At 40.4% G+C, this 24,453-nt stretch carries 15 protein-coding genes; all 15 read right to left on the reverse strand.

The window, feature by feature from the left end; all coding sequences use genetic code 11:
• Positions 1-22: 22 nt before the first annotated feature.
• Positions 23-1,456: an IPT/TIG domain-containing protein gene (locus A4V03_RS17945; RefSeq protein WP_065539799.1), complete on the reverse strand. Its 1,434-nt coding sequence runs from the start codon at positions 1,454-1,456 to the stop codon at positions 23-25.
• A gap of 56 nt (positions 1,457-1,512) precedes the next feature.
• Positions 1,513-3,408 carry a family 43 glycosylhydrolase gene (locus tag A4V03_RS17950; protein WP_065539800.1) on the reverse strand — a complete coding sequence of 632 codons (1,896 nt, stop codon included), beginning with the start codon at positions 3,406-3,408 and terminating at the stop codon, positions 1,513-1,515.
• Positions 3,409-3,824: 416 nt separating this feature from the next.
• Positions 3,825-4,898 (reverse strand): SGNH/GDSL hydrolase family protein, encoded by a 1,074-nt coding sequence (locus A4V03_RS17955; protein ID WP_065539801.1) that lies wholly within the window; start codon positions 4,896-4,898, stop codon positions 3,825-3,827.
• Positions 4,899-4,943: 45 nt separating this feature from the next.
• Positions 4,944-5,915, reverse strand: coding sequence for an endonuclease/exonuclease/phosphatase family protein (locus tag A4V03_RS17960; protein WP_141243556.1), 972 nt, complete (start codon positions 5,913-5,915; stop codon positions 4,944-4,946).
• A gap of 291 nt (positions 5,916-6,206) precedes the next feature.
• Positions 6,207-7,319 (reverse strand): glycoside hydrolase family 88/105 protein, encoded by a 1,113-nt coding sequence (locus tag A4V03_RS17965; RefSeq protein ID WP_065540495.1) that lies wholly within the window; start codon positions 7,317-7,319, stop codon positions 6,207-6,209.
• Between the two features lie 48 nt (positions 7,320-7,367).
• Positions 7,368-9,164: a hypothetical protein gene (locus tag A4V03_RS17970; protein WP_065539802.1), complete on the reverse strand. Its 1,797-nt coding sequence runs from the start codon at positions 9,162-9,164 to the stop codon at positions 7,368-7,370.
• Positions 9,165-9,188: 24 nt separating this feature from the next.
• A complete protein-coding gene (locus A4V03_RS17975; RefSeq protein ID WP_065539803.1) occupies positions 9,189-12,143 on the reverse strand; it encodes a glycosyl hydrolase 115 family protein in 2,955 nt (984 codons plus the stop codon).
• A gap of 172 nt (positions 12,144-12,315) precedes the next feature.
• Positions 12,316-14,358, reverse strand: a complete 2,043-nt coding sequence (locus A4V03_RS17980; RefSeq protein ID WP_065539804.1) for a RagB/SusD family nutrient uptake outer membrane protein — start codon at positions 14,356-14,358, stop codon at positions 12,316-12,318.
• 20 nt (positions 14,359-14,378) lie between these two features.
• Entirely contained in the window at positions 14,379-17,657 is a 3,279-nt protein-coding gene (locus A4V03_RS17985) for a SusC/RagA family TonB-linked outer membrane protein (protein WP_065539805.1), read from the reverse strand.
• Between the two features lie 329 nt (positions 17,658-17,986).
• Positions 17,987-18,802: an FAD:protein FMN transferase gene (locus A4V03_RS17990; RefSeq protein ID WP_065539806.1), complete on the reverse strand. Its 816-nt coding sequence runs from the start codon at positions 18,800-18,802 to the stop codon at positions 17,987-17,989.
• 147 nt (positions 18,803-18,949) lie between these two features.
• Complete coding sequence (locus A4V03_RS17995) at positions 18,950-20,299, reverse strand: 3-keto-disaccharide hydrolase (RefSeq protein WP_065540496.1); 1,350 nt, start codon at positions 20,297-20,299, stop codon at positions 18,950-18,952.
• A gap of 68 nt (positions 20,300-20,367) precedes the next feature.
• Entirely contained in the window at positions 20,368-21,786 is a 1,419-nt protein-coding gene (locus tag A4V03_RS18000; protein ID WP_065539807.1) for a Gfo/Idh/MocA family oxidoreductase, read from the reverse strand.
• A gap of 60 nt (positions 21,787-21,846) precedes the next feature.
• Positions 21,847-22,092 carry a hypothetical protein gene (locus A4V03_RS21390; protein WP_065539808.1) on the reverse strand — a complete coding sequence of 82 codons (246 nt, stop codon included), beginning with the start codon at positions 22,090-22,092 and terminating at the stop codon, positions 21,847-21,849.
• Entirely contained in the window at positions 22,089-23,384 is a 1,296-nt protein-coding gene (locus A4V03_RS18010) for a Gfo/Idh/MocA family oxidoreductase (RefSeq protein ID WP_065539809.1), read from the reverse strand. Before A4V03_RS18010 ends, A4V03_RS21390 begins: the two co-directional genes overlap by 4 nt.
• Before the next feature lie 40 nt (positions 23,385-23,424).
• Positions 23,425-24,432: a family 43 glycosylhydrolase gene (locus A4V03_RS18015; protein WP_065539810.1), complete on the reverse strand. Its 1,008-nt coding sequence runs from the start codon at positions 24,430-24,432 to the stop codon at positions 23,425-23,427.
• Between the last annotated feature and the right edge of the window lie 21 nt (positions 24,433-24,453).

Genomic DNA, 24,453 nt, shown 5'->3' on the forward strand with positions numbered 1-24,453 from the left:
AAATATATGTGTTTATCATTTATTATTCTTCCATAGCAATTTTACGTATCACCGCTTGTTCTTTTCCATCACGATTCATACCTCTTTCGCCCACATAGAAGCATTTTCTCTTTTCATCGTATGCAAGTGCCCATGGATAAGCGAAGCGAGCTTCTGAACGTAATGCACCGTTTGCAAAACCAGGATCACTTGAGTCATTTCCACGTCCTGCAAATGTTACTACTCTTCCTGTAGGTGTCAGAATACGAATACAATGATTGCGTTCATCACAGAAATAAAAATCATATTCATCTTCCTCACCTGCATATTCCGGATTCTTGACAAACACCCCTTGAGTAGGACCATTCAATTGCGCCCTGCTACCTACTCCGTCACGATAACCGCTTCCACTCGCACTTCCCGCCACGATATAAGGGGTCGAGAACTGATCAGTAGTAGAATTATAGTCCATACGGGAGATATACCCATTTCCTCTTTCATTGTATTGACGAAGCAAATAGGCATATTTTCCTGTAGGATGAACTACCATGCGCAATGTTTCCTTTACACGCGGATGCGTAGCTATTTTCGTTGTTGTCTTGTTCTCAAAATCATATTCATAAATCACTTGATCTGGATAAAGAGCATAATAAATCCTTCCCGTCTTAGGATGAACAAAGGCACCAACCACCTGCCTTTGCTTTGATTCGCCTAATTTTACTTCCGTTTTAAACTCTGAAGCACGTTTCTTCAATACGTTTACATTTCCATCTTTAGCCAAATCACGAGAAATAATCATATCTTGATTCTCATCTGCCGTCCAATTAATGATAGCAGGTTTATCACCAGTAGCACTTAAGGAAGGCTGCATAGTCACCGTTTTTTCTTCCAAATCAATCAGACGAATAGAACTTATATTATAACAAGTTAAATACAAATGGTCAAAATTTGATTTCGGATCAAACGAAAACCATGTAGCTCCTTTTATACATCCACATGCATCGAACGCTCCTTCGCCCTGAAAAGCATCTTTCTCGTTCTCAAAACGTTGACCAGCTAATGTAGAAACTAACCACTGTTTTACGTAAGTAAACTTTTCTTCTGCTTCAGCAAAAGCCACTTCTTCACCATTGTCATCATACACACTAATTTCCACATCACCTTCAGTAGCCATACGTGGTACTACACAATACAATATATTGTTCTTAACTGAAATGATATTAGCTTCTTTACCACCAACTATCACTTTCAATTTTTTGGGGTCGTTCCCAAAGTTTTCTCCATACAATATAATATTGTTACCAATACCACCCGATTTTGGGGAAAAATCTGTAATTACCACTGGCTTAGTAGGATCGAAAGGAAGGTTTTCTTCCTTTTCTTCATCCTTACAAGCTGTAAAGCAAAGTACGATCAATGGCAATACCACTGCGCATAATCGGATAAACCGAGTTTTCCAATCACTTTTCTTTTTCATACATTAAATTTTAGTTTTACTTAGAAGTCTATATATTATCTATAGTTTCACACATATCAGTTATTAAATACCGGCAGTAAATCTCCCTTTGAAGGCACACATTTTTTAATGGTCGGCCAGCCGTCTGCCGACCACACAATACGATCAAGCATACCCAAACGTCCTCCAACTGCACCATTCTCTTTTACATAACTATGATATATCATCCAGTCAGTTCCTGCATCGTCCGGAATTATAATGGAATTATGGCCAGGACCAAAGAACGTCTCACCATCACCTTCCAGCACCAGTGTCCAAGAATTGCTCATCATATCTTTTCCTTCTCTATTTACATACGGACCAAGAAGATTCTCCGAACGACCTACTACCACTTTATATCTACTGTCTATTCCATCACAACAGTTATTAATCGACGCAAACAAATAGTAGTATTTACCTTTCTTATAAATATTGGTGCCTTCAAATGCCCTGCCGCAAACCTGTTTCTTCAGCACAGGCTTACCATCTGCTCCCCGTTTCACAGAAAGACCATCATCCGTAAGTTCCGTCACATAAATACCATTGAAGCTTCCGACAAACATATATTTCTTGCCATCTTCTTCATAATAAAACTGGTCTATACAATTGGAACCGAAATCATCTGTTATCAGCAACGGTTTAGCATTTAAGAAATCACCGACCGGACTATCTGAGGTAGCAACCGCCGTATAACTCTTACTTCCATCGCCCCATTTTGCCCATGAGAAATAAAGCACATACTTTCCATTGATATAGCGAATTTCTGGAGCCCAGAACGCACCTCCATCAGGAAGTACATCTGGTTTAGGTCTGGTTGCATTTCTGAAAGCACTTCTTTTAAATTCCCAATTAACCAAGTCTTTAGAAAAATAAATAGGAATCCAATAGGAATTAGTTTGAGTAGCATACAAATAAAAGCCTTCATCAGTACGAATAACCGTAGGATCGGCTGCACTAGAAAAAGTTATTACCGGATTTGTATAAGTCATACCTATTTTGAAATAACAAATTTCATTATGAAGAGCAACGCTTTCATGAGAAGCCTCCCTTAGCTGTACAGGTAACAAATATTTTACAGCTTCCATCCCTTCACGCTTCACTATAATTCCTCCAGTAGCTTCATTCTCTCCAGCTTTAAAAGATATCCCTTCTCCTAAATCATAGTTAGCCGAAGGAAGAAGACGATAAGAAGTCTTATAATCCTCATTATACTTAGCCACCAGTTCCTCTGCATTAGAAGGCACTGCTAATGTGCACGTAAAGTTCCAAGGATTAGTCTGTATTTCTCCGTCTGCCCTACAATTAAAAGTAGCATCCACCGAAACCGGCATTGACATTTTACTAACACTAATTTCCTGTGATGGCATAACCAAACTAACCGTTGGATAATCAAACGATATATGCAGAAGAAAATCGCTTTGACTTTTACGGACCTTAGCAACAGATGAAGTAAGTCTCAATGCAATGACATATTCTGTTCCATTTTTTTTGAATTCAGTGAACACTTTATCCGGGGCAAATTTCACCTCTACTTTCTTCGAAGCAATGCCCTGTTCGAGAGTAATCTGTGGCGCACTTATCGAATATAATGAAGAGGGCAACAATTTATAATCAGTTTCTTCCTCTTTATTATATGCCTCCAGATCTTTTTCATTCCACGCTTCCAACTGTGCAGTAAGAGCAACACTCGCACTGCCCCCCTTCAATTCTACAGAGAAAGGGTACACAACTTGTGCCACATCACTACTGGAAACTTTAATCACATTTAGTCCATTAGGCTGTACTTGTAAATACTGGTTCGAATTGACATCTCCATTTTCACCAGAAACATCCTTAGTATCATCAGAACCACATGACAGAAAAAGCAGAAGTCCCACACTAAGAAACATTAGCCCTATTTCTCGAATATTTTTTTTAATTAAATTGTAATTCATTACATATAGATTTAAGTAATACCCTGTGTTTTATTAAAAAAATGTTATCCTTTAAACTATCTTTTTAACTGTGTCTAAAAACTAAATTTCGTATTATATAATAATGATCATTATCTTATATAAAAGGTGTTAGCACCCTTATTGTGTGATACAAAAGTAGAAAAATGGAGCTATTTAGAATATTAAATACAGGTCAATAAATGAAAAATTAGTCTCAAACTAATCTAAAGTATTCAAAGATAATACAGAAGAGCATTTATTAGTACCTATCTGAACAATATCTTTCTTTTATTGGGTAATTTCTTCTTCAACAATCCACTATTTTGTGATAGTGAATATACCCCTAAACAAATAGCGTGAGTTCGGAATAAGAGTTTATATCAAATTCCGAACTCACGCTAATAACAATTGGCATTTTATCTAATTGCTTTCTTTATAACCGGACAAACTAAATCGGCATATCTCATCATGCCTAAATCCGTAAAATGAATACCATCTACAGTAGCTTCTCCATCCTCTCCCAGCATATTCTTGGATGAAATAAAGATAATATTCTTTTCTTTTTGTTGTTTCAAATGATTAAATATCTCTTTCAACGTATCATTCTTTCGTCGCACTTCCTTAGCAACCCTTTCATCATAAAATGTATGAGGGAAAATAGGATCCTCTATAAAAATAATCGGTGTATCCGGATGTTTATTACGAATGATACGATAAAATGTTTCCATCCGTTCTTTCATCTTTGCAACAGAAGCATTAGGCACAAAGTCCAAAACAAAAGCACCAGCTTCTACTTCAGCTATTACTTTGGCCACCTCCAAATCTAGAAATGCATTTCCACTGAATCCTAAATTGATACATTCACGGTTTAATCTTCTTGATATGATATTGGTATGTGCCATCCCCGGACGTGAAGCACAACCTCCTTGAAGAATGCTAGTCCCATAAAAAACAACAGGTTTCTTACGAATTGGATAATCCATTAACGGCTGACTGATAGTAGCTAATGAGTCAATTCCTACAGACAGAGAAACAAGACCATCATACAATGGCAGATAAAGCATATATTCTCTTTCTTCAGGATGCATATTTTTTATGATGATTGCCTGATTGGTTTTTCCTTTCGGACGGGCGCTATTGACAAAACGCCAGTTACCATTCTTCTGAAGGCAGTACAAATCTAAACCTTTAGCCCCTGTATCAGTCATGTGGTTCATGTGAGTGTTGGAAAGCACTGTCCACTTGACAGCTACTGTAGTAGAATTACTGCGAAAACGTATCGCCATTCCGGCAGAATTACGGCTCAAATTCCATAATGGAGTACGAGATACATGCTTTAATGAATCCGGGAATCTTTCATAACGTGCTCCGGAAAAATCTGTAGCCTTTCCTAACAGTGGAAAAAGGGATGCGTCATGATACACTAACTGTGCGTATGCATTACACACCACAAGAACAATTATAATAAAACAAAACAACCTATTCACCATCGTCATTCAATCCCATTATATTCTACAAATGTCTATATAACATATCTACTTTAAGACAGAATATACAAACTCCGTTCGTACTCCTCTATGGTCGAACACTTTTTCGAAAGTAAAAGAAGGGAGAACGATGTCGGAGGTTTCATAACTCTCGCCTATTATCTGACAACTCCTTACAGCTGTATTGGAAGATATTTTATAAAGCGTAAAATCAATGCGGTCCCTCGTATCCTTCGCACTCGGACAGGTTGTCCAGGTATATCCGGGATGTGTCACCGGATTGGGATGTATAGTCCGGTATGCATCACCATCAAGACCACCTTCCGATAACGCACAAGTGACAGGCCACTGCAAGGCGTGAGGCGTCATACCGGCCGATCGCGTCTGTTCCGTCCAATCAAGCCAAGACGGTTCGTTGAAATCACCGGAGACAGATATAAATGGAGTAGTAGCCGAAGCCAAATCCTCCAGCAGTTTGTCTACCATTTCCTGACGCACTTCCCTATTCATCTCAAACACTTTATCCACATCATCAGAAGGCTCATAGCCGCCATACGCAATTCCTTCTAACTGATATGGTCCATAAGGCTTATATGCCCCATGACAATTTATCACCAAAGCTACAATCCCCTCACCCAAGTCGATATAAACTCCATATTTATGGGGAGTAACGCCCGAAAAGGGGTATCGCGAGATAATGCTGCATTCCACTTGCCCATTGTTGGTATGAGTATGCACATAAAGCCCTTTTTCCCTAATCTCCGCTTCGGAAAGATTACCACATTCTTGCGCACAAAGCACATCAACATCTATCCTGTTGAAATAATCTAGAACCACAGCAGTCGGTTTACCCCACAAATTCTGCGTAGCAACTCTTAATGTTTTTGTTACGACTGTGGGCGTGTTGTCGGCCATCACTTTTCTACTTACACTTTTGCAACCAGCAAAAAGAAATACCGCCAACAACAAAAATAGATTTCCGCAAATGCGGTTTGCATTTCTCATGCTAACTCTCTTCATTCTTTTGTTTTCTTAATTCCGCAACACTTTACTATGGATAATTAGTTAAAATCCTAATCAACACAACACGCTATTATTACTCAGGACTTTGTCATATCAGAAGGTTCGCTTAACTTAGTGTCGCTGTAAAAATCAAACAAACCTTTATCAGACATAGCAAAAGTACAAATAAATTCTGGAAGTTTAAACAGGCTCTAACTATAAACATATATGTATGAAAAGAAAACCTCTTATCTCCACCAAGCATAGGCTTTAGGGCAGAAACAAGAGGATTCTATATGTAGACAATACTTATTGGTTCAGTAAAGCATAAGCACACCATATTATCGGTGCCTGTCCATGATAATCACCAGCAATACGGGGGCGATCCATATAATATTGTTTACTGTTTTTCTTTCCGGTTCCAATACAAACTTCAGTAAGATCGTTCTTGTCATTAATATAATTACATAAGCCAAGCCATGCACGACGTGCCACCGGAGCATATTCTTCTTTATCCAGCCAGCCGTTGTTGACACCCACAATCATAGCATAGGCAAACATTGCCGAGCCAGATGTCTCTGTCCAAAAGTCCGGTTCGGTAATCAGCTGGTTCCAAAGTCCATCTTTATTGACGTATTTTTTCAGATTATCCATCATCAACAAGTAACCTTTCATGATACGTGCACGATTAGGATCTTTCTCCGGTAAGTTATAAAGCAGCTCCGTCATACCGACAGCCATCCAACCATCACCACGTCCCCAATAATAAGGTACATCCGGTGCATGATAGAAAAGACCGTTGGGATGTTGCAATTCATCCAAATACAGAACCATTTCTTTGGCAGCTCTATTGATATACTTAGGATCACCAGTAGCTTTATAAGCCTCAGATTGCACAATAGTAATCATATACATATCATCAATCCAAAGACGAGTTTGCCAAGAGTATCCCTTTTTATCCCATTTACGTTCCTCTTCGTTTGCATTGGCAGGAAGTTGCCATTGAGTATCAGCATAGGGCAGTCCTAGATCCAAATAACGCTTATCTTTCGTTATATTATAAAATCTTAGAGGCAGACAACCAAACATATTCTGGTCTACGTGTATGGGTGGAGGAAGGAGTTCCTTTTCCAGGTGGAACAATAGTTCGAAACGATTTCTCAACAGCTTGATCAATTCTTTATTATTTGTCAATTCTGCAAAACGAAGGGCTCCGTACCATGTACACACCTCTGCATAATGTATTCCTCTATCACCATACAATTGATGTTTGGTCTCCATTAAACGCTTACTAAGTTTATTTCCAACAGTCTTAGGATCAGCCTTTACAGGAAAATCTCCAAAATAATTTTGAGCGGAAATCACATTCGAGCTCAAAAAAACGGCCATCCATAAAGCATAAATCAAATAATTCTTTTTCATAATCATAGTGTTTTATATAATTAATTATCCAATAATAAATTCTCCGAATCATAACCCAGTCACCGGTATCCAACGTGCCGTGCTTGTAGATGTTACATCACAAATAGCATCTACCGAATTGCGCTTTGTAACGGAAAAATTGACAAGTATTTGCCCGGAAGTTATAGTTAATTTAGAACGTGGGATAGCAACTTCAGCAATATATCCATAATTATCGATACGCCTCTCGTTTGTTTCATCACAGACATAAGTTTTGACCTGGGCATCCAATTGCGCTTCTTTCCATACTGAATCATATATTTCACAATTCTTCAGTCCATTCATTGTTACTTGTATGCAACAAGCCCCTTTGGACAGTTTATTATTACCCACAGGAGATATGTATAAGGAAGTGTAATCAGAAGCTAGCAAGTTTCGATCAAGTACTTCTAACAGAAAATAAATATTATCATCATCATACGAACAACGTAGCGTTCCTTGCGCTTGTGACTTACCACCCACAAAAAGTGCATGATCTGTATTTGCCCACTCTTTATTGTTACCATCTACCGTAACCTCTCTTTTCACGGCATCAATGCGATGATTAAGTACGAACTGTGCCATCTGAACCGGTCCTTCTTTCACTTTAACATTAGTTCCAACCAATGTATGTGAATCAATCATACAAAGTGAACCCCAATAACCACCTGAAAAAGGTTGATAAGCACTACCAAAATTACGAGCAGTGGCATCTCCTATTTTAAGAGTATATTTGCTTGACGATTCATACGAAAGGACGGTTTCTCCCGAAGGGAACTGTCCCAAATATGGTCCCATACCGGAGAAAACACAATTATTACTATCGGCAGGCCCTTCCTGATCGGCAGCCAAATATTCCCATTCGTCTTTATCTGAATAACAAAGCGAAATATGATATCCTGAATTATTGGTTTCTACAGCTGCAGCTAATCCTTTATTATCATTGAGTCTCACAACAGAAGGCATCTGATGATTATAGCCGACAATTCCATTTTTCTCCCATCTCATTCGCAACACATAATAAGGAGAAGAGCTAAAGTCGGGGCTCCATGTCTTTCCTCCATCAGCAGAAACAACCATTGCCGTACCTGTATCTGTGTCATGTCCTTCCAAACCAGTACGACTGCTATCTGTAAAGTAACAGTGTAGTTCACCTGTAGGCAACTCCAACAAGAAAGGTTCCCAATTAACTCCCTGATATATCTTGACAGGTTCACTCCAGGTGACACCATTATCCGTACTGCGCCTTAATTCAATTCCTGCATCTTCCGGTAAATCGCGATAACCGGAATTAGCCCTGCAAGATGCAACCGCTAATATATCTCCATTAGAAAGCACCAGTCCATCACAATTAGCATAGCAGTGTATATTCTTATTGCCTTTGCTATCGATAATATCATAACTGTTAAATATCTCTCCTTTCTTTGTCCACGTTCTCAGATCCTTACTGAGCGCATAAACACAACGCCGACCAATATTACTGTTAGCACTGCCATTGTGATAGAACAGAATATAGTCGCCATTTTTCATTTTTTTTATACGAGGATAACGGGGATAAGAATCCTCCATAGTCACAAGCGTCCGATAATTCATCATCAGCGATGAACGTTTCGTAACATCTGCATGGGAATTTATAATAGGAGTCCCCTGATTCAATTCCCCTATAGGCGTGATGCTACAGACCACAGGCTCTTTGGTTTCATCATCCTTTGGTTTCTCCGTATTCCCGCTATCAGCAGGTAAATTCTCATCATTCTCCCCACCGCCTTCACACGCCATAAATGAAATAGCGATGGAGACAAATAACATAAAAAAAGTGTGTTTCATAGCTCTACTATATTATTCAGCTTACTATTTCGCCTGTCTTGTCGGCTGTGGTCCTAAATAAGAACGCTTCATACCTCCGAAATCCAAAACAATCTTTTGCAGGACAGTTCCGGCATCGCCACATATAATTTTCACTGTGTGTTTACCCGGTTTATCGATATGCAAAGTGGTCTTGTTTATTCTACAGTTCTTCAACACACTTTCGTACCAGATTTGTGCATACTCAAAAGAAGAAGTGGAAGGATTCATTACAGGACCTTCGTCAATACATACTCCATATTTCGTTTCTACATTCGTCGCTTCATGTCCGGCATATCCACGATCCTTACTTAAAGTAAATGTAGGCAGTACATACGTATAAACATCAACCGAACCTTGTTCGAATGTATAGAAATCATATTCCAGGCGAGGTGTGCTGCGACCTGCAGTCCGCTGTGGAGCGGCTGTCGGATCACCTAGCTGAATGGCTGTATTCTCTATTCCCAAATTAGGAATCGTTCTCATTTGAATAGCTTTGTTCTCTACTTTCCGGTGGAAACCGGCAGCATCAATGGAAACATATCCGTTGTGTTCTACAAACAAAGTATCCATTTCCGCTAATGAAGGAGAGGAAGGATGGAAGACAGAAATATAGACATTCTCCTTCTCACCACGATCAGATGCGATCTCCAATATTCCGAATACTTTATCACCAGTCGGGACCTTAGCCCAGTCGATTGATACTTCTATACGATTTTCTGTAGCAGTTTCTCCGGCTTTCTGACTTAATAGAATCCAGTTATCTGAAACCGATGCTTTCCATTTCAAAGGAGTCGTTCCTTTATTGAAAACGTCTACGTAATATGATTGACGGAAATATGTGTTGAAAGACGGCAGTGAATGGAAGCTTTTCTGCCCTTTCAGAATATCTTCTCCTTCTGCCAATATACCCAAAGAGGCTGTAGGTGCCAGATTTGCCTTCCGCAGAGCCGGGAGTTCAAAGTAGGCTGCGGCAAATCCTTGTTTCATGGTCATTACATGATCCCATTTACCTCCAAGTAATGAGTTATATCCTTTTGTGATTACTTCCAGACTGTCATAACAAGCCTTAGTCATTTTCTCCAATTCTGCGGTAGTTGCCCTTTGCTGAATAGAGTACCAACGGTTTCTCTGTCCGTTGAGAACCATACGGTTCAACAGTTCACATCCTTTGACCGGATAGTATAATAATTGATAATAACATGCTTTCTTGTCTTCCGGCAAAGCTTTCAAAATTTTCTCCGCTACATTTCCTATCCGACGATATTCAGCCAGACGAGTATCCACTTCACGATAATTGACAAGTGAGAAATCAGTATCTGTATTCCGTTCTCTGCCGTGTTTGTCGGTAGCCCACTGGTAACCCCATCCCATAAACTCCGGTTTACGTGCAAAGGCCAGTTTATAGAAAGAGTTTATTACATCCTGATATTCATTGCGATAATCGTTGCCTAACATGCCACATAACCATTCAGTACGATAATTTGCCGCTCTTTCAAAGTTGAATGAATCAATATCAAAAGCCATTGTCAGAAAGTAGTCAACAGCAAATTCACATGATTTGATGTCTCCGGCATTGAGCAGCCAGATACGGTCGGCCGTCAAGTCGTATGCTTTACGTAGTTCTTCATACATTAATGTGGGTGAAGTTGTGTTCATCCAAAGATGATCGTGAGGTTTACCCAGATAAGAAGAATGATAATATACTCCCGAACGTCCGGAACGTTTCTGCTCTTTCGGACTACTCAAACGTTTCATATATCCATAATTGTCATCCGGCCAGATAATAGTCACATCATCCGGAAGTTCCAATCCCTGATCGTATACATCGAGCACTTCTTTATAAGGAGTAAAGGCTTGAGGAATATCTTCCGCACGTTTGCCGATTGCATCCACCAACATTTGCCTTTGTGCCATCAAAGCTTCCTGAAGCATTTCCTTTCTATCGCTCATATTATTGCTTGCATTCATTGCCCGGTCGTGCAATCCACGCAAAGCCAAAGTATATACATTTTCAAACGGAGCACATTCATCTACACGTGATTTCAACACTTTGTTGACTCCATCCTTATTATTGATATAGTCCCATTCACCCATTTTATCACGTTTCCACTCACTTGCCGTATTAAACAATAACGGTTCACAATGGGAGGACCCCATGACAATAGCAAAGCTATCCGCTACCAGGCGATTTTCAGGAATACGGTGGAATGCCATAGATGCATCGTGCATAGCCGGACAAAGATAATTAGCCTGAAGACGCAACAGCAGTTCACACACTTTTGCATACGTTCTCGGTCCGAAGTTTCCACGTTCTTTCTCAAAATTGCGTTTCGACCAACGATAAAGCCCCCAGTCTTCATCGTTGATAAAGACACCTCTGAACTTGACAGACGGTGTTTTAGAAATGAACTTATCAACTTTTACACTAACTTGTTTTTGCTGTTTGATTGGAGCGTCTGCCCACCAATACCAGGGAGATACTCCTATTGCCTTTGATATGGAAAGAAGTCCGTAAGCAGTACCACGTCTGTCACTTCCGGCTACGACAATTGCTTTCTTGATGCCCGGAACAGGATTGTTGACCACCTCTATCATATAACGTTCCCAACTCCCGGCAATGGCAGCTGTATCTATTTTATTTCTCGATGCCAAAACATCAATCCATCCGCTTTCTCCTATAGTACCGGCAATAATCGCATACCGCGCAGATACCTTTCCTGGCTTGCTTTCATCCATTTTCAACTCTTGCCCCGTCACACGACGAACATCATCCACAAAAAGAGAAGCACTCTTACGTACTACAGTTGCATCTTTTCCATCAAAGCAAACAACTGCATTCGTTGATGAAGAAACAATAGGAAAACTATTTTTTCCGGTTCCTTTGTCGAGTAAAACTTGTGCTTTTGCCGAAATCAAGCCACAACAAAATAAACCCAGCAATAGAATTTTATTTTTCATATATACATTAGATTGACTATTGATAACGCAAAGTAAGGCAAAAAGCAATTAAACGGATAAAAGAAATCGACCTATAAATAGCAAAATATGTTCAAAAAACAACCACCGCAACTCAAAATCCGAGATTACGGTGGCTATTTATTATCTATTTATCAAAAGCTTTACTCATCTATCAGAATCTGTCTTCATCGGCCACAGCCTCTTCCCAAGTTTCCCATATCTTCACACTTGGATCATAACCATCATAACCGTAGTTCTGATACAAAGGAGCCTTTCCGTTAGAAACGATTGCTTTTTCAGGAATAGGCCAATAAATGTTATGTTTACCCATGATATAATTGATGTCTGTTTTAGTAGCGTTTACGTTAATAGTAACGCCTTTGTTGTACATACCTTTCTTGATGCAACGCTGATACCAATAGCTGCCACCTTCCAGATCGGTGCCGGATTGCTTGTCGAATGTTTCTACCTTATATGTATTCCCAAACTCGTCCGCTCTGCCGCTGATAGCCAAGCAGAGAGATACACGGGTCAACTCTACATTACGCCATTCTTCAAAGAAAAGTTCACGCGCACGTTCGTCCATGATATCACCGATAGTAACCTTGCCTGCATAAAGCTCCGTACAATGAGCACGTTCTCTGATGATGTTTATATCATCCTTGATTGTCGGATCATCCGGATTGATATAGAATTTTGCTTCTGCACGCAGTAGATAAGCTTCCGCCAAACGATACAGATACCAATCAGCAATACTACCATCCGTAGCTCCTTCCAGACCATTATTGGTTTCTTTCGCTTGATTGATGACATCATTCAGGCAGAAAATATAATGAGGAACGTCATACCAACGACGAATCGTGTCAGAACACAACAAAGCTCCCTTGGGGGTAACCAGTTCATTTTTATCATTGTAATAATCCTCTTCTGCGTAAAGCTTGATATTTTGCCCGAAGAATTCAGAATCCGGATTATTACATTTCAGGTTTTCCATGTGCATCCAGTTTCCCGTTTCCGCACTATGCCGCAAATCGCCTTGATCCATTTTATTATTAACAGCCCACAAATCGTCTTGATAGAAAGTGGTAGTACGGAATGTTGATATACCACGTCCCAGTCCGCGCATATAATCATATTCTTTATGGTATTTATCATCTTTGCGAGTATAGTTGAACAGAGCTTGCTTTCCATCAGGCATTTTGATTTTATTATCAAAGAAGAAAGGGTACATAATACGCATAGTCAACATCGGGATGAATGATTCTTTCTCTGCTCCCCGGTTGGGCATACCCATAATCACTTCCTTGTTGGCAGCAATCAACTTGTTCTCCGGACGATGTAAATCCCAGATAACATTACGGGTAATACGCCATGATGCAGATTCGCCGCCTTCAAAAAAGGTTCCGAAGGATTCTTTCATCAAAGAATAGCCTGAGTTATCAATTAAGATATCCAACTGTTCCTTTGCCTTCCCGAATTCGCCAATAGACATATAGAGTTTAGAAAGCAACATGCGGCAAGCGCCTTTATTTACCATACCCACATAATCCATATCTTTCTGTTCAGGAACCCATTGTACAGCAAATTCCATATCTGCTACCATTTTTTTCAGAATAGCATCACGGTGAGTAGATCGATAGTTCTGCTTAGGAACTTCCGGAAGTTTTGTCAACAAAGGTACATGTCCAAACTGAAAGACTAATGAATAATAACGATACGCCCGATGGAAATAAGCACGGCCAATGTATTCGTTTTTCAAAGTTTCATCCATCGGTACATTGTCAATAAATGAAAGTATTGTATTAGCATTTCTAACACCTTCAAAATTTTGTCTCCAGAAGAAGTATATACTGTTTGTGCGTCCTAGATTCTTTTCGTCACTTTGGTCGCTGTTCGGCCTCAACAGATTGTCAACATTATCCAACAATCCGCTTTTATCAGTTGCAGACGGTACCATCAAATCAGAAAAAGTATATTCTGTGGGCAGCGCTATCATCTCTCTGGAATCTTCGCTCACATAATTACGTTTAAGCTGACGGTCGCAAATAGCCAATACAGATTTGATACCATTTTCCGTAGAAAACACAGTTTCCGGTTCAAACATTGTTTGAGGATCCGGATCTAAAAAACTTTCCGAACATCCGGTCAACATCAATGAAGTGCCCACAAATAAAGTGACACTTTTACAAATATATTTTTGAATATAATTTTTCATATACGTTTCTGTTTAAAAGATTAGAATGTTAAATTAAGTCCAAGCGTCCAAATACGAGATGCAAAATTTCCGGTTTCAGGGTCGCCATATCCTTCCCAATCTTTAGCCCATACAGCAGCGTTGCGAACAGAGCCATACACTTTCACACGATCGATTTGTACTTTTTCCGTCCAAGCCCTTGGCAATGTATAGCCGACAGATATATTTTCTAAACGAATGAAAGAACGATTATATAATCTACGTGCGCCTTTTGCACCTTCCGGACCTTGCGCCTCGATACGTGCATATTTATTAGTCGGATTGTCTACAGTCCAATATTCCTTCGCATTCTTGTTCACCAATCTGTAAGTCATGCCACCACCGTCGTCATCATTGTTCAAATACATACTTTCCAGACTCTTATGCCCCATACGAGAGTAAATATTCACAGAGAGAGTCAGATCTTTCCACAAGGTGAAATCATTACGCAATGCCCATGTAACCGGAGCGGCAGTTTGTCCTTGGAACACTTTATCATCATTATTATAGATAACCTTCACCAAATTGCCATCAGCATCGTATTGGTCGTTAGCCGGATTGTTCCATACTTTCGGGTCACCAGGAACCTGCCCGTATTTTTTAGCTTCTTCAACCTCATCTTTCTGCCAGATTCCTGTTACTTTATAATCCCAAATCGCACTAATAGGCTTGTCGATAAACCATCCGGCTGCCACATAATCCGCTTCTCTGGAACCTACCACAGTTCCATTAGCATCTACTATATCTTGACGATCACCGAACAAATGTTTGATTCTGTTTTTATTATATGAGAGACTGAATGACGAACTCCATTGGAAATTCTTCTTATCAATATTCAGCGTATTCAATGCCACCTCAAAACCACTATTGTCCACCTGTCCTAAATTGGTGGTGATATTTTCAAATCCGGTGAAATTAGACAGAGGTTGTCTCATAATCATATCTTTGGTACTCATTCGATAATATTCCAATGTACCTGTGATACGGTCGTTCAAGAATCCAAAGTCCAATGCAAAGTTCCACGATTGTGTCTTTTCCCATTGCAGATTCGGGTTCATCATACGTTGGGCCATCAAATAACGCATTAAATATAAGTCACCTGAGGAAGTGATATAACCTTGCATCTTACCACCCCCCGGATAAAGATTGGCAAGTGCTTCGTAAGGATTTTCCAATGAACGGTTACCGTTTTTACCGTATGAAACACGCAGTTTACCGCTATTCATGATATGAGTATATTTTTGGAAAAAATCCTCATTGGTGAATGACCATGCCAGACCTCCCGAAGGAAACCATGCATAAGGATTATTTGCTCCAAAAGCCGAATAACCGTCACGTCTGATGGTACCGGTAACCATATAACGATCACCGTAAGAATAGAATGCACGTGCCATCAATGCATCAGCCGTTTGATGATTATCATCTGTTCTGAATGTACTGACAGCCTTATCTCCATTCTGGGTGTTATGGAACCCAAGCGCATCAGATGGCAAGATATTACGGGCTTCAATTCGGTCCGACCAATATTGGCGTTCTTCCGCTTCTTGCACAAGTGTCAGAATAACATGGTGCTTGTTGGCAAAAGTTTGATCCCAAGTAATAGTATTGTTCAGCGACCAGTTAAAACGTTTGGCTTGTTCCCGGTTTGTTCCACGGTCGTTAGGATTGGAATTGGGTCTTTCTGCAGACGTAAAATAGCGGTCGTAGAAAAATTGGAAACGAGGTGCAATATTAAACTGATAAGTGATGTTGAAAGGCAGTTTTACTTTAGCATTGAAGATCGTATTCAATGTAGTATACCCTTTTTCCAATTGAATGTATTGCTTCTCAAAATACCAGTTCTTTTCATTAGCACGGTCATATTGATACATCAAGGGGTCTTGTGTATAGTTTCCGTTTTCGTCTTTCAGCATGGCGTATGGACTGTTTTCCATAAAACCACCTTTATCCATGCCGATTTCACCATCCGAACGATCTTGAAAGTTTACATTTGCACCCACTTCAAACCAATCGGTTACTTTTGCATTTAGTTTCAAGTTTGCACGAATAGCCCGATAAGTATCGTCGACAAACGCGCCTTCATTACGCAGATAACCTAAAGACAGGTAATAATCCACTTTATCACCGGCACCACTAATGCTTACATTATAGTCTTGGTTGAAACCTAATCGGAACGCTTCATCTTGCCAATCGACGGTCTTTCCCAACAAAAGATTGTCAAGTGCAGCCGTATCATATCTAAATCCCAAACGTCTTGCCCATATACTAAGATCAGATTCTCCTTCCCGGTTGGTCGAATAATTACGCCACTGTTCCAAGGACACTCCCGACAAATTATTAGGATTCCGGAAATACTCCGGCTTTGAAGTATATTCATTACCTGGTCTTGAATAAGCTGCATATTCTCCTGTTTCAACATTCACACCATAAGTGTTTTTTTCTTTCCAGTCTACATAGTGCTGCAGATATTCGTCCGTAGTTTGCCATCTATCACGATAGGCAGCCTTTTGAGTTAAACCTACGCTAGCTGTGAAATTAACAACAGGCTTGCCTTTTTTACCTTTTTTCGTTGTGATGATGATTACACCGTTAGCAGCCTGTGCTCCATAAACAGCAGCTGCCGACGCGTCTTTCAAAACATCTATCTGCCCAATATCATCCGGATTAATTTCCGAGAGTTCTCCTTGGAAGAACATACCGTCGAGGATAATCAACGGATTGTTATGACCACCATCTGTATAAACAGAACGCTGTCCACGGATTTTCATCTCACCGCCGCCTTTTGCGCCAGCATCGCCTTCACCATAACCTACCACTAATCCCGGTGTTCCGCGTAAAATGTCTTGAACAGTTTTAGGATTTTCATTCGCAATTTTATCAGGACGGACTTGGACGACCGAACCAGTCAGGTCTTTTTTACGCATCGTACCATAACCTACTACAACTACTTCATCCAGCGTCTCTGAATCATCTTTCATTGTGACGTTAATCAGTTTTTTACCTGCTACCGGAATTTCTTGATTTTTATAACCAATATAACTGAAATTCAACACAGCATTTGAAGCCTTTACCACAATGCTATAGAATCCGTTCAGATCGGTTACGGTTCCATTAGTGGTCCCTTTTTCCATCACATTTACTCCAATCAACGGTTCACCCGATTGGTCTTTCACATATCCCGTAATCTTAGAACTTTGAGCCTGTATTGCACCAAGACAAAAAGTCACCAATAGTAAGAACAATCCTACCCGAGGCGTGAAACCTTCTTTTCTGTTTTTCATATTAAATAAATTTGAGTTAATATTAATAAGATAATATTCAAGCTTATATTGAATTCATCTACTTACTTCCGTTTTATATTCCAATGCCTATATTAATAGACAATGCAATTTACGGCAAAGATAAAAGATGTGAGCTTATCTCAAATAGTATTTTTGTCTCAAAAAACAGAAATAACAGGTCATATTCAATTATGGGGATATTTGCCCGTATTTAACAATTAATTTTACTCGTCTACAGGCTATCTAAGTGAGTCGGATAAGTATCGTTGGATATAGATACTCAATACAGTATGGTGGGTATATATGTCCAGCACGGTGAGTATATATACTCAGCACGGTGGATATATATATACACGACAGTGTGCATATATACCCATCAAAGCTTTACGCTGTTCACCGTCAGCGGCAAACAAAGCGGTAGACAATATTTCTCCTATTGCCCCATTCGTTGTAACTACAGATATCTGTCGGGCGCCTTCCACCAATTTTCCATCTCGAGGAGAAACAATGTGCCGACGTTCAGAAGAGTCATTGCCAGAGGTTGTAAGACACTCATCATGAAGAAGTATATCATTGACTTTCCATCCCGTTCCTACCGGATGATTACCTAATGCAAGGACAGAACTGTTTCCCATATTTATCAATGCATTTTCTATCACGCACTCATTCAATATGCTTTTAATTGTCTCCAAAGCATATCCCTTGAGGAAACCGGATAAGTTGACAGCAACTCCCGGTCGTGAAAAATAGATACTATGATCTTCGGCTGATAAATGGACCGATTGTATCGTGGTCTGATTGTAATTTTCTGAATGGACTGTAATATCAAAACACCCCAGAGTCTTCTCATTATATTCCAGACATAAATCAATCATTGAATAGAGTTCTTCGCTAAGAACGACCGGAGAAACAAAAGCTGTCCGGTTGACATAAGCCAATTTACTGGTCGGATCATAAAAGTTCGCCATCTTTTCCAACCGGCACAATGCATCATAAATACGATTGACCACAAGCAACAATTCTCCTTCCGTTTTCTTGCTATACAGGATAATATCCACCCGTGTATGCATGGAAAGAAACCAGGCGTAAAGCAGTCCACTGCCTTCACGGGATGGCTTATAGATATGTTGAATAGGGACTTGCATCGTATAGCAGGACAAATTAGGCACGAATTACCCGAACTACACGGTTGCTATTTCATTAGAACAACCGTGAAATCCGCGCAATCCGTGCCTGAATAAAAATTTATAAGGAATTTTCGACGTATCTCCCACAATAATATGGAATACGCCTTATTTCAGTTCTTTAATTTTCACGTTCTTGAACCACACTTCGTCTCCGTGATCCTGAAGAAGTATATTTCCTTCCTCCGGATTTCCGAAATTAGGCCAGTTTTTATATTTACTGTATGCTACCAATGCATTCCACATCTCATTGTTACGGTCATATTCAATCAATTTAACTCCGTTCAACCAATGTTCTACATGGTTACCTTTTACGATAATGGTAGCTGTATTAAATTCTTTCTTGTTGAAAGGTTTATTCTCAGGAGCCGGAATCAGATCATACAACGAACCTAGCTTTCTGTTACCTTTCACACCCAGTTTTGCATCAGGATGTTTGTCATCATCAAGAATCTGGAATTCACAACCGATGGCAGAGCCTGCACCTTTATTCATATCCGGGTTTACGAAATATTTAATTCCGCTATTGGCACCTTCAGTAATCTTAAAATCTACTTTCAGAATAAAGTTCTTGTATTTACGGGTAGTCACAATATCACCGCCATTAGCAGATTCAGCGCCACCACTCTTTATTACTTTCAGAACTCCATCTTCTATCTTCCAGCCTTTTGCAGGGAAAGTAGAAAGTTTAGCTCCTCTCCATCCATCAGTAGTCTTGCCATCCCATAATAGAGTCCATCCTTCTTTTGCTTCATTCGGAGAAATCGTGTTGGCAATCAGATTCACTTCCGGTGCAGCTTGCGCTTCCGGTGTCTGATAGCGTTCTACGTCCGTCGTACAAATGCGGATATTTTTCCAACTAACTGTTTTACCTTCATCTGCCGCATTTCCAATGGCATGCACTTGCAAAGCAATGAAACCCACAGGAGTCATATCATCCCAGATATTAGCACAAGGTACTCCGTTTATCCAGGTGCGGATTGAGTTACCTACAGCCTCAATACGAGCTTTATTCCATGCATTATTCTTAAAAGCGTTTTTTGCCGACGGATTCAGCGTCAAAGGATAAAGCCAGTTTCTACGTGCCTCATCATAGATACCACCTGACCAAGCGCGTTTGGAAGGATCGATCTCAAACTGATAACCGTGTACGCGACCTTTCTTATAATCTTTCTTGCTTTCACTACGAAGCTGTACTCCGGAATTTAAACCGTCATCTACCTTGAAGTCAAACTCAAGGATAAAGTCACCATAATTCTTTGTCGTTGCCAAAAAAGTATTGGGTGTTCCCATCTTAGATACACCGACAATGGCACCATCTACAATTTTATACTCGGCTTTGCCATTCAATTTTTTCCATCCTTTCAGGTTTTTCCCATTGAAAAGAGGTTCCCAATTCTGTGCACCTAAAGAAGCGGCACAGAATAAAAGTAAAGTTAATACGATATTCTTCTTCATAATCATTGATTAGTCTTTCCCATCCTTTTCTCTTGAAGAGGAGGAATGGAAAAGGCTGTTTCTATTTATTATAATTTATAAAATTCATCCCAACCTTTACGCGGCGGAAGTCCCGCCAGCATTGCATTGGCAAATTCATTATTTGTAATCTGCTTCGTACGAGGATCAAAGAACAACTGTGTATTAAGTCGTTGAGCCATCACACCCAGTGAGAATACCTGACTCAACACTCCATTGATTTCGAACGGCGAGCGTGTCTTTTCAATACCGTTACATGCCAATAAGAAGTTCTCGAAGTGATTGGAAGGACTTTTAGGAACTTTCGGCAACTTGTCTGCCATCTCTTTTGCTTTCTCCTCCGGAATAATGGATAGAGTGCTTCCATGACTACCGCCCTTGAAGATCAAATCCTTCGTATAAATGATCTTTCCCGGATTCAACTTAGATTTCGGAGTATCTCCCTGATTAGTTGCCGGGATGTTCGGGTCTAGTCCCGACACTCCATAACCGGCAGGAATAGGAGGAAGATTATCCAAACCATCATACCAGGTAATATCTACCGGTGGCATTCCTTTACGTTGCGGAAAACGGAAGAGAATTGTGGAAGAATACGGGAAAAAGTAATCATTATGTCCATTTGCATATTGCATGGTGACTTCGTATGGCAATCCCAGTTCCAGGAATTCGTGAGCCGTGTCGAGGATATGTGCTCCCCAGTCGCCCAATGCTCCCATACCGAAATCATACCAACAACGCCATTGTCCTAAATGATAATCTTTATTATACTCGTGATAAGGAGCGGCTCCGAGCCAAGTGTCCCAATCCAGATCTTTCGGCAGTTGCTGACCGGAAGGAAGTTTATAAATATTGGTGTCCCATTTATGCCAACGGCGCGGGTTATTCATGTGGGCAGTGATAGCAGTAACGTCTTTGATGATACCTGCATCCATCCAAGCCTTGAACTGAAAATAGTTGGCTTCGGAGTGACCTTGGTTTCCTACTTGCGTCACCAAGTTCGGACGTTTACGCGCCGCTTGCATCAACAGTTCCGCTTCATAGAAAGTACGTGCCAGCGGTTTCTCTACATATACATGCTTTCCGGAAGCCAAAGCCAGCATACTGATCGGGAAATGCGAATGGTCGGGAGTAGCAATTGCTACGGCATCAAATTCGTTACCGGCCTTATCAAACATTTGGCGGAAATCCCTAAACTGCTTTGCTTTCGGGTATTTAGCCATTATCTTTTGTGTATGTTTGGCGCCCATGTCTACATCACATAAAGCCACCACTTCCACCATGCCTGTGCGTGCAAAGTCTTCAATAATCTGCTCTCCACGGTTACCAATGCCGATATAAGCAATCTTCACTTTGTCACCTCTTCCTGTTTTAGGTGAAGCGGTTTGCGCATGTAATAAATCACCGGTTCCCAATGCCAATCCGGCTGAAGCCATCGACATCGTTTTCAAAAAATCCCTTCGTGTTACCATAAATTATTTATTTTCATTGATATTGATTAAGTTCTTCTTTAAAATTATGCAAGAAAACTATCAACTCCTGCTTTTCTTTTTAAACAGTGCTTGCATTCCATAAAACAAGAGACGCAAAATCCCCCAGAAAACATAAAGCACAAAAGTAAATATAACGATATAAAATATAGACGTTATCATCTCCGTAAATGGTGCATGATAAGCAATAATTGCATAAAGATGTAGCAAATTAGAAACTACGAAACAAACGAGTAAAGTAATTAACTCTGTTTTCTTACGTCGTGCGGTTATAATCGTGTCTTTCATATTGCTTCGGGTGTTTTTACAGATTGATGGTTCAGATAATCTATTTTATACTCATCAGGGAAATAAAGCGTCCGCTCTTCTTCCAACGCCTGATGACCCAGCAAACAGAGCATACTTGCATAATATCCTTCTTCCGCTATGTTTTTAGGTTGTTTTTGTGTTATGACGGCTTCAACGAAAGCTTCCAACAACAATGACGTACCGTCGCTCTTGGGACGTTCTCCGATAATAAATTCTCCTTTGTTTTCGTTTGCAGTTTCCGGTGCCCAGCTTGTTCCGGCAAAAGGCAGAGAGTCAAACACCTTGTTTTCCCAGTCATTCACCATTTGCAGGAAGGCCGGTGCAGGAGCTACACTTTCAAAGTAATATTTTCCCTTTTCCGGTTCTACCGTTCCGAGATTACCCATGATCTGTTCTTCCAGTCCATAGAATTTATTGGAAATGACAGAGTCAAATGTCATTTTCACACCATCATCAAACACATATACACAGCTCACATTGTCATACACCTCTCTGCCGTCTTTCCAATAAGTGATGGCACCGTGTCCCATCACCTTTTCGGGTATCTTACGCAAAGCCCAGCTTCCGATCTGAAGCTGATGGCAAGCAAGTTCCGTCATCAGTCCTTTTGAGAATTCCTTGTAGAGACGCCAATTTATCAGGCGTTCCAAATTGGGTGAAGGTACCGAACGTCTCCAGTCCCCGTTCCGGTTCCAGAAAGTACGGATGGCATTTATTTCGCCAAAGGTACCGGCATGAATCATCTCCATTGCTTTGATGTAACGAGGATCGAACAGGCGCTGTTGCCCTGTAAAGAAGATCTTTCCCGTACTACGATGCTTCTGATACATACGGTAACACTCTTCCATCGTGAAACCTATTGACTTTTCACAGAACACATGCTTTCCTGCGTCGAAGGCATCCAATACAATTTTACAATGCGAGCTAAGAGGGGTAGCTACGAGTATAGCATCTATCGACTTATCCTCCAGCACTTCCCGGTAGTCACCATACACTTTGGCATTAGGTGCAAGTTTCAATGCGCTCTCGATAGACGGTTTATAAATGTCGCACAATGCTACAATATCGACTTTGGGGTTCTTAGCCAAAAATCCCATTAAAAACTGTCCCCGGGAACCGGGTCCGATAATTGCCAGACGACACTTCTCGTTTGAGGTGTTCATCACCTCCGAAAAAGCAGAAAGCCAAGGGCTTGCTGCAAGAAGGGTACCTGCCCCGGCTATGCCTAAATTCTTTAGAAAATCCCGCCTGCTAATAGGGGTATGTTTCATGCTTGTGGTATTTAAGATTATAATTAGTTTATTTGAAAAATCAGTTATTAAATACAGGTGCTTTTTGTGTTTCGTAAGAAGGAGATCCTCCTTCTACATAAGGCCATCCTTCTTTATCCCATTTGATTTGGTCCAGCAACAGAATACGTCCGTTCTCCGGGGCCGATCTTGAAAAACCATGATACAGAAGCCAGTCTTGTCCGGCATCATCCCGGATAATCTGCGAGCCGTGCCCATTGCCTACAAAATGATCATTCGCACCTATCACCAAAGAATAACCATTTTTCAACATCGGTTTGCCAGTCTTGTCTTTGTACGGTCCCCACACTTTTTTAGAGCGTCCCACTACGACTTTATATGTACTCTTGACTCCTTCGCAACAAGTTCCTACGGAGGCGAACATATAATAATAACCGTCGTGCTTATGAACATAGGCAGCCTCAAAAGCAGTTCCTGCTATTTTCTTCTTTTTCGCTCCAGGCATGATCGACAGTCCATCCGCAGTCAGTTCAATAACATATATTCCCCGGAAGCTGCCCCATACCAAATAGTTTCTCCCCTTATACTGCAGGAGGCTGGGATCGATCGAATTCTGCACACCAATCTCATTGCTACGGAACATCTTACCATGATCCGTAAAAGGTCCCTGCGGAGAGTCGGCAGTAGCCACCCCAATGCCGCACGTTTGTTCTCCTCCCCACACTGACATTGCATAATAAAGCACATATTTACCGTTCATATAATGAATATCAGGTGCCCAAATTCCAGCTTTAGGTTCAAACCTGGGACGAGTTTTATTCGTGAATGCTGTGTTGCAATACGTCCATTCCACCAAATCTTTCGACTTCATGATCGGAACGTTTCTGGTAGACTCGGTAGCATACACATAAAAATACCCATCTGCCGCCTTAATCACCGTAGGGTCGGGCATATCAATATCTACAACCGGATTCTTATAACTGACTGCAGACTTTGTCTGTGCTTTCACCTGCGAAAAGCAAACACCTATCATAAAAACGAAGACAAACAAATTTACATACTTTTTCATTCCATCATTCTTTTAAAAGAT

Source organism: Bacteroides caecimuris, assembly GCF_001688725.2.
GTDB classification, from domain to species: Bacteria; Bacteroidota; Bacteroidia; order Bacteroidales; family Bacteroidaceae; genus Bacteroides; species Bacteroides caecimuris.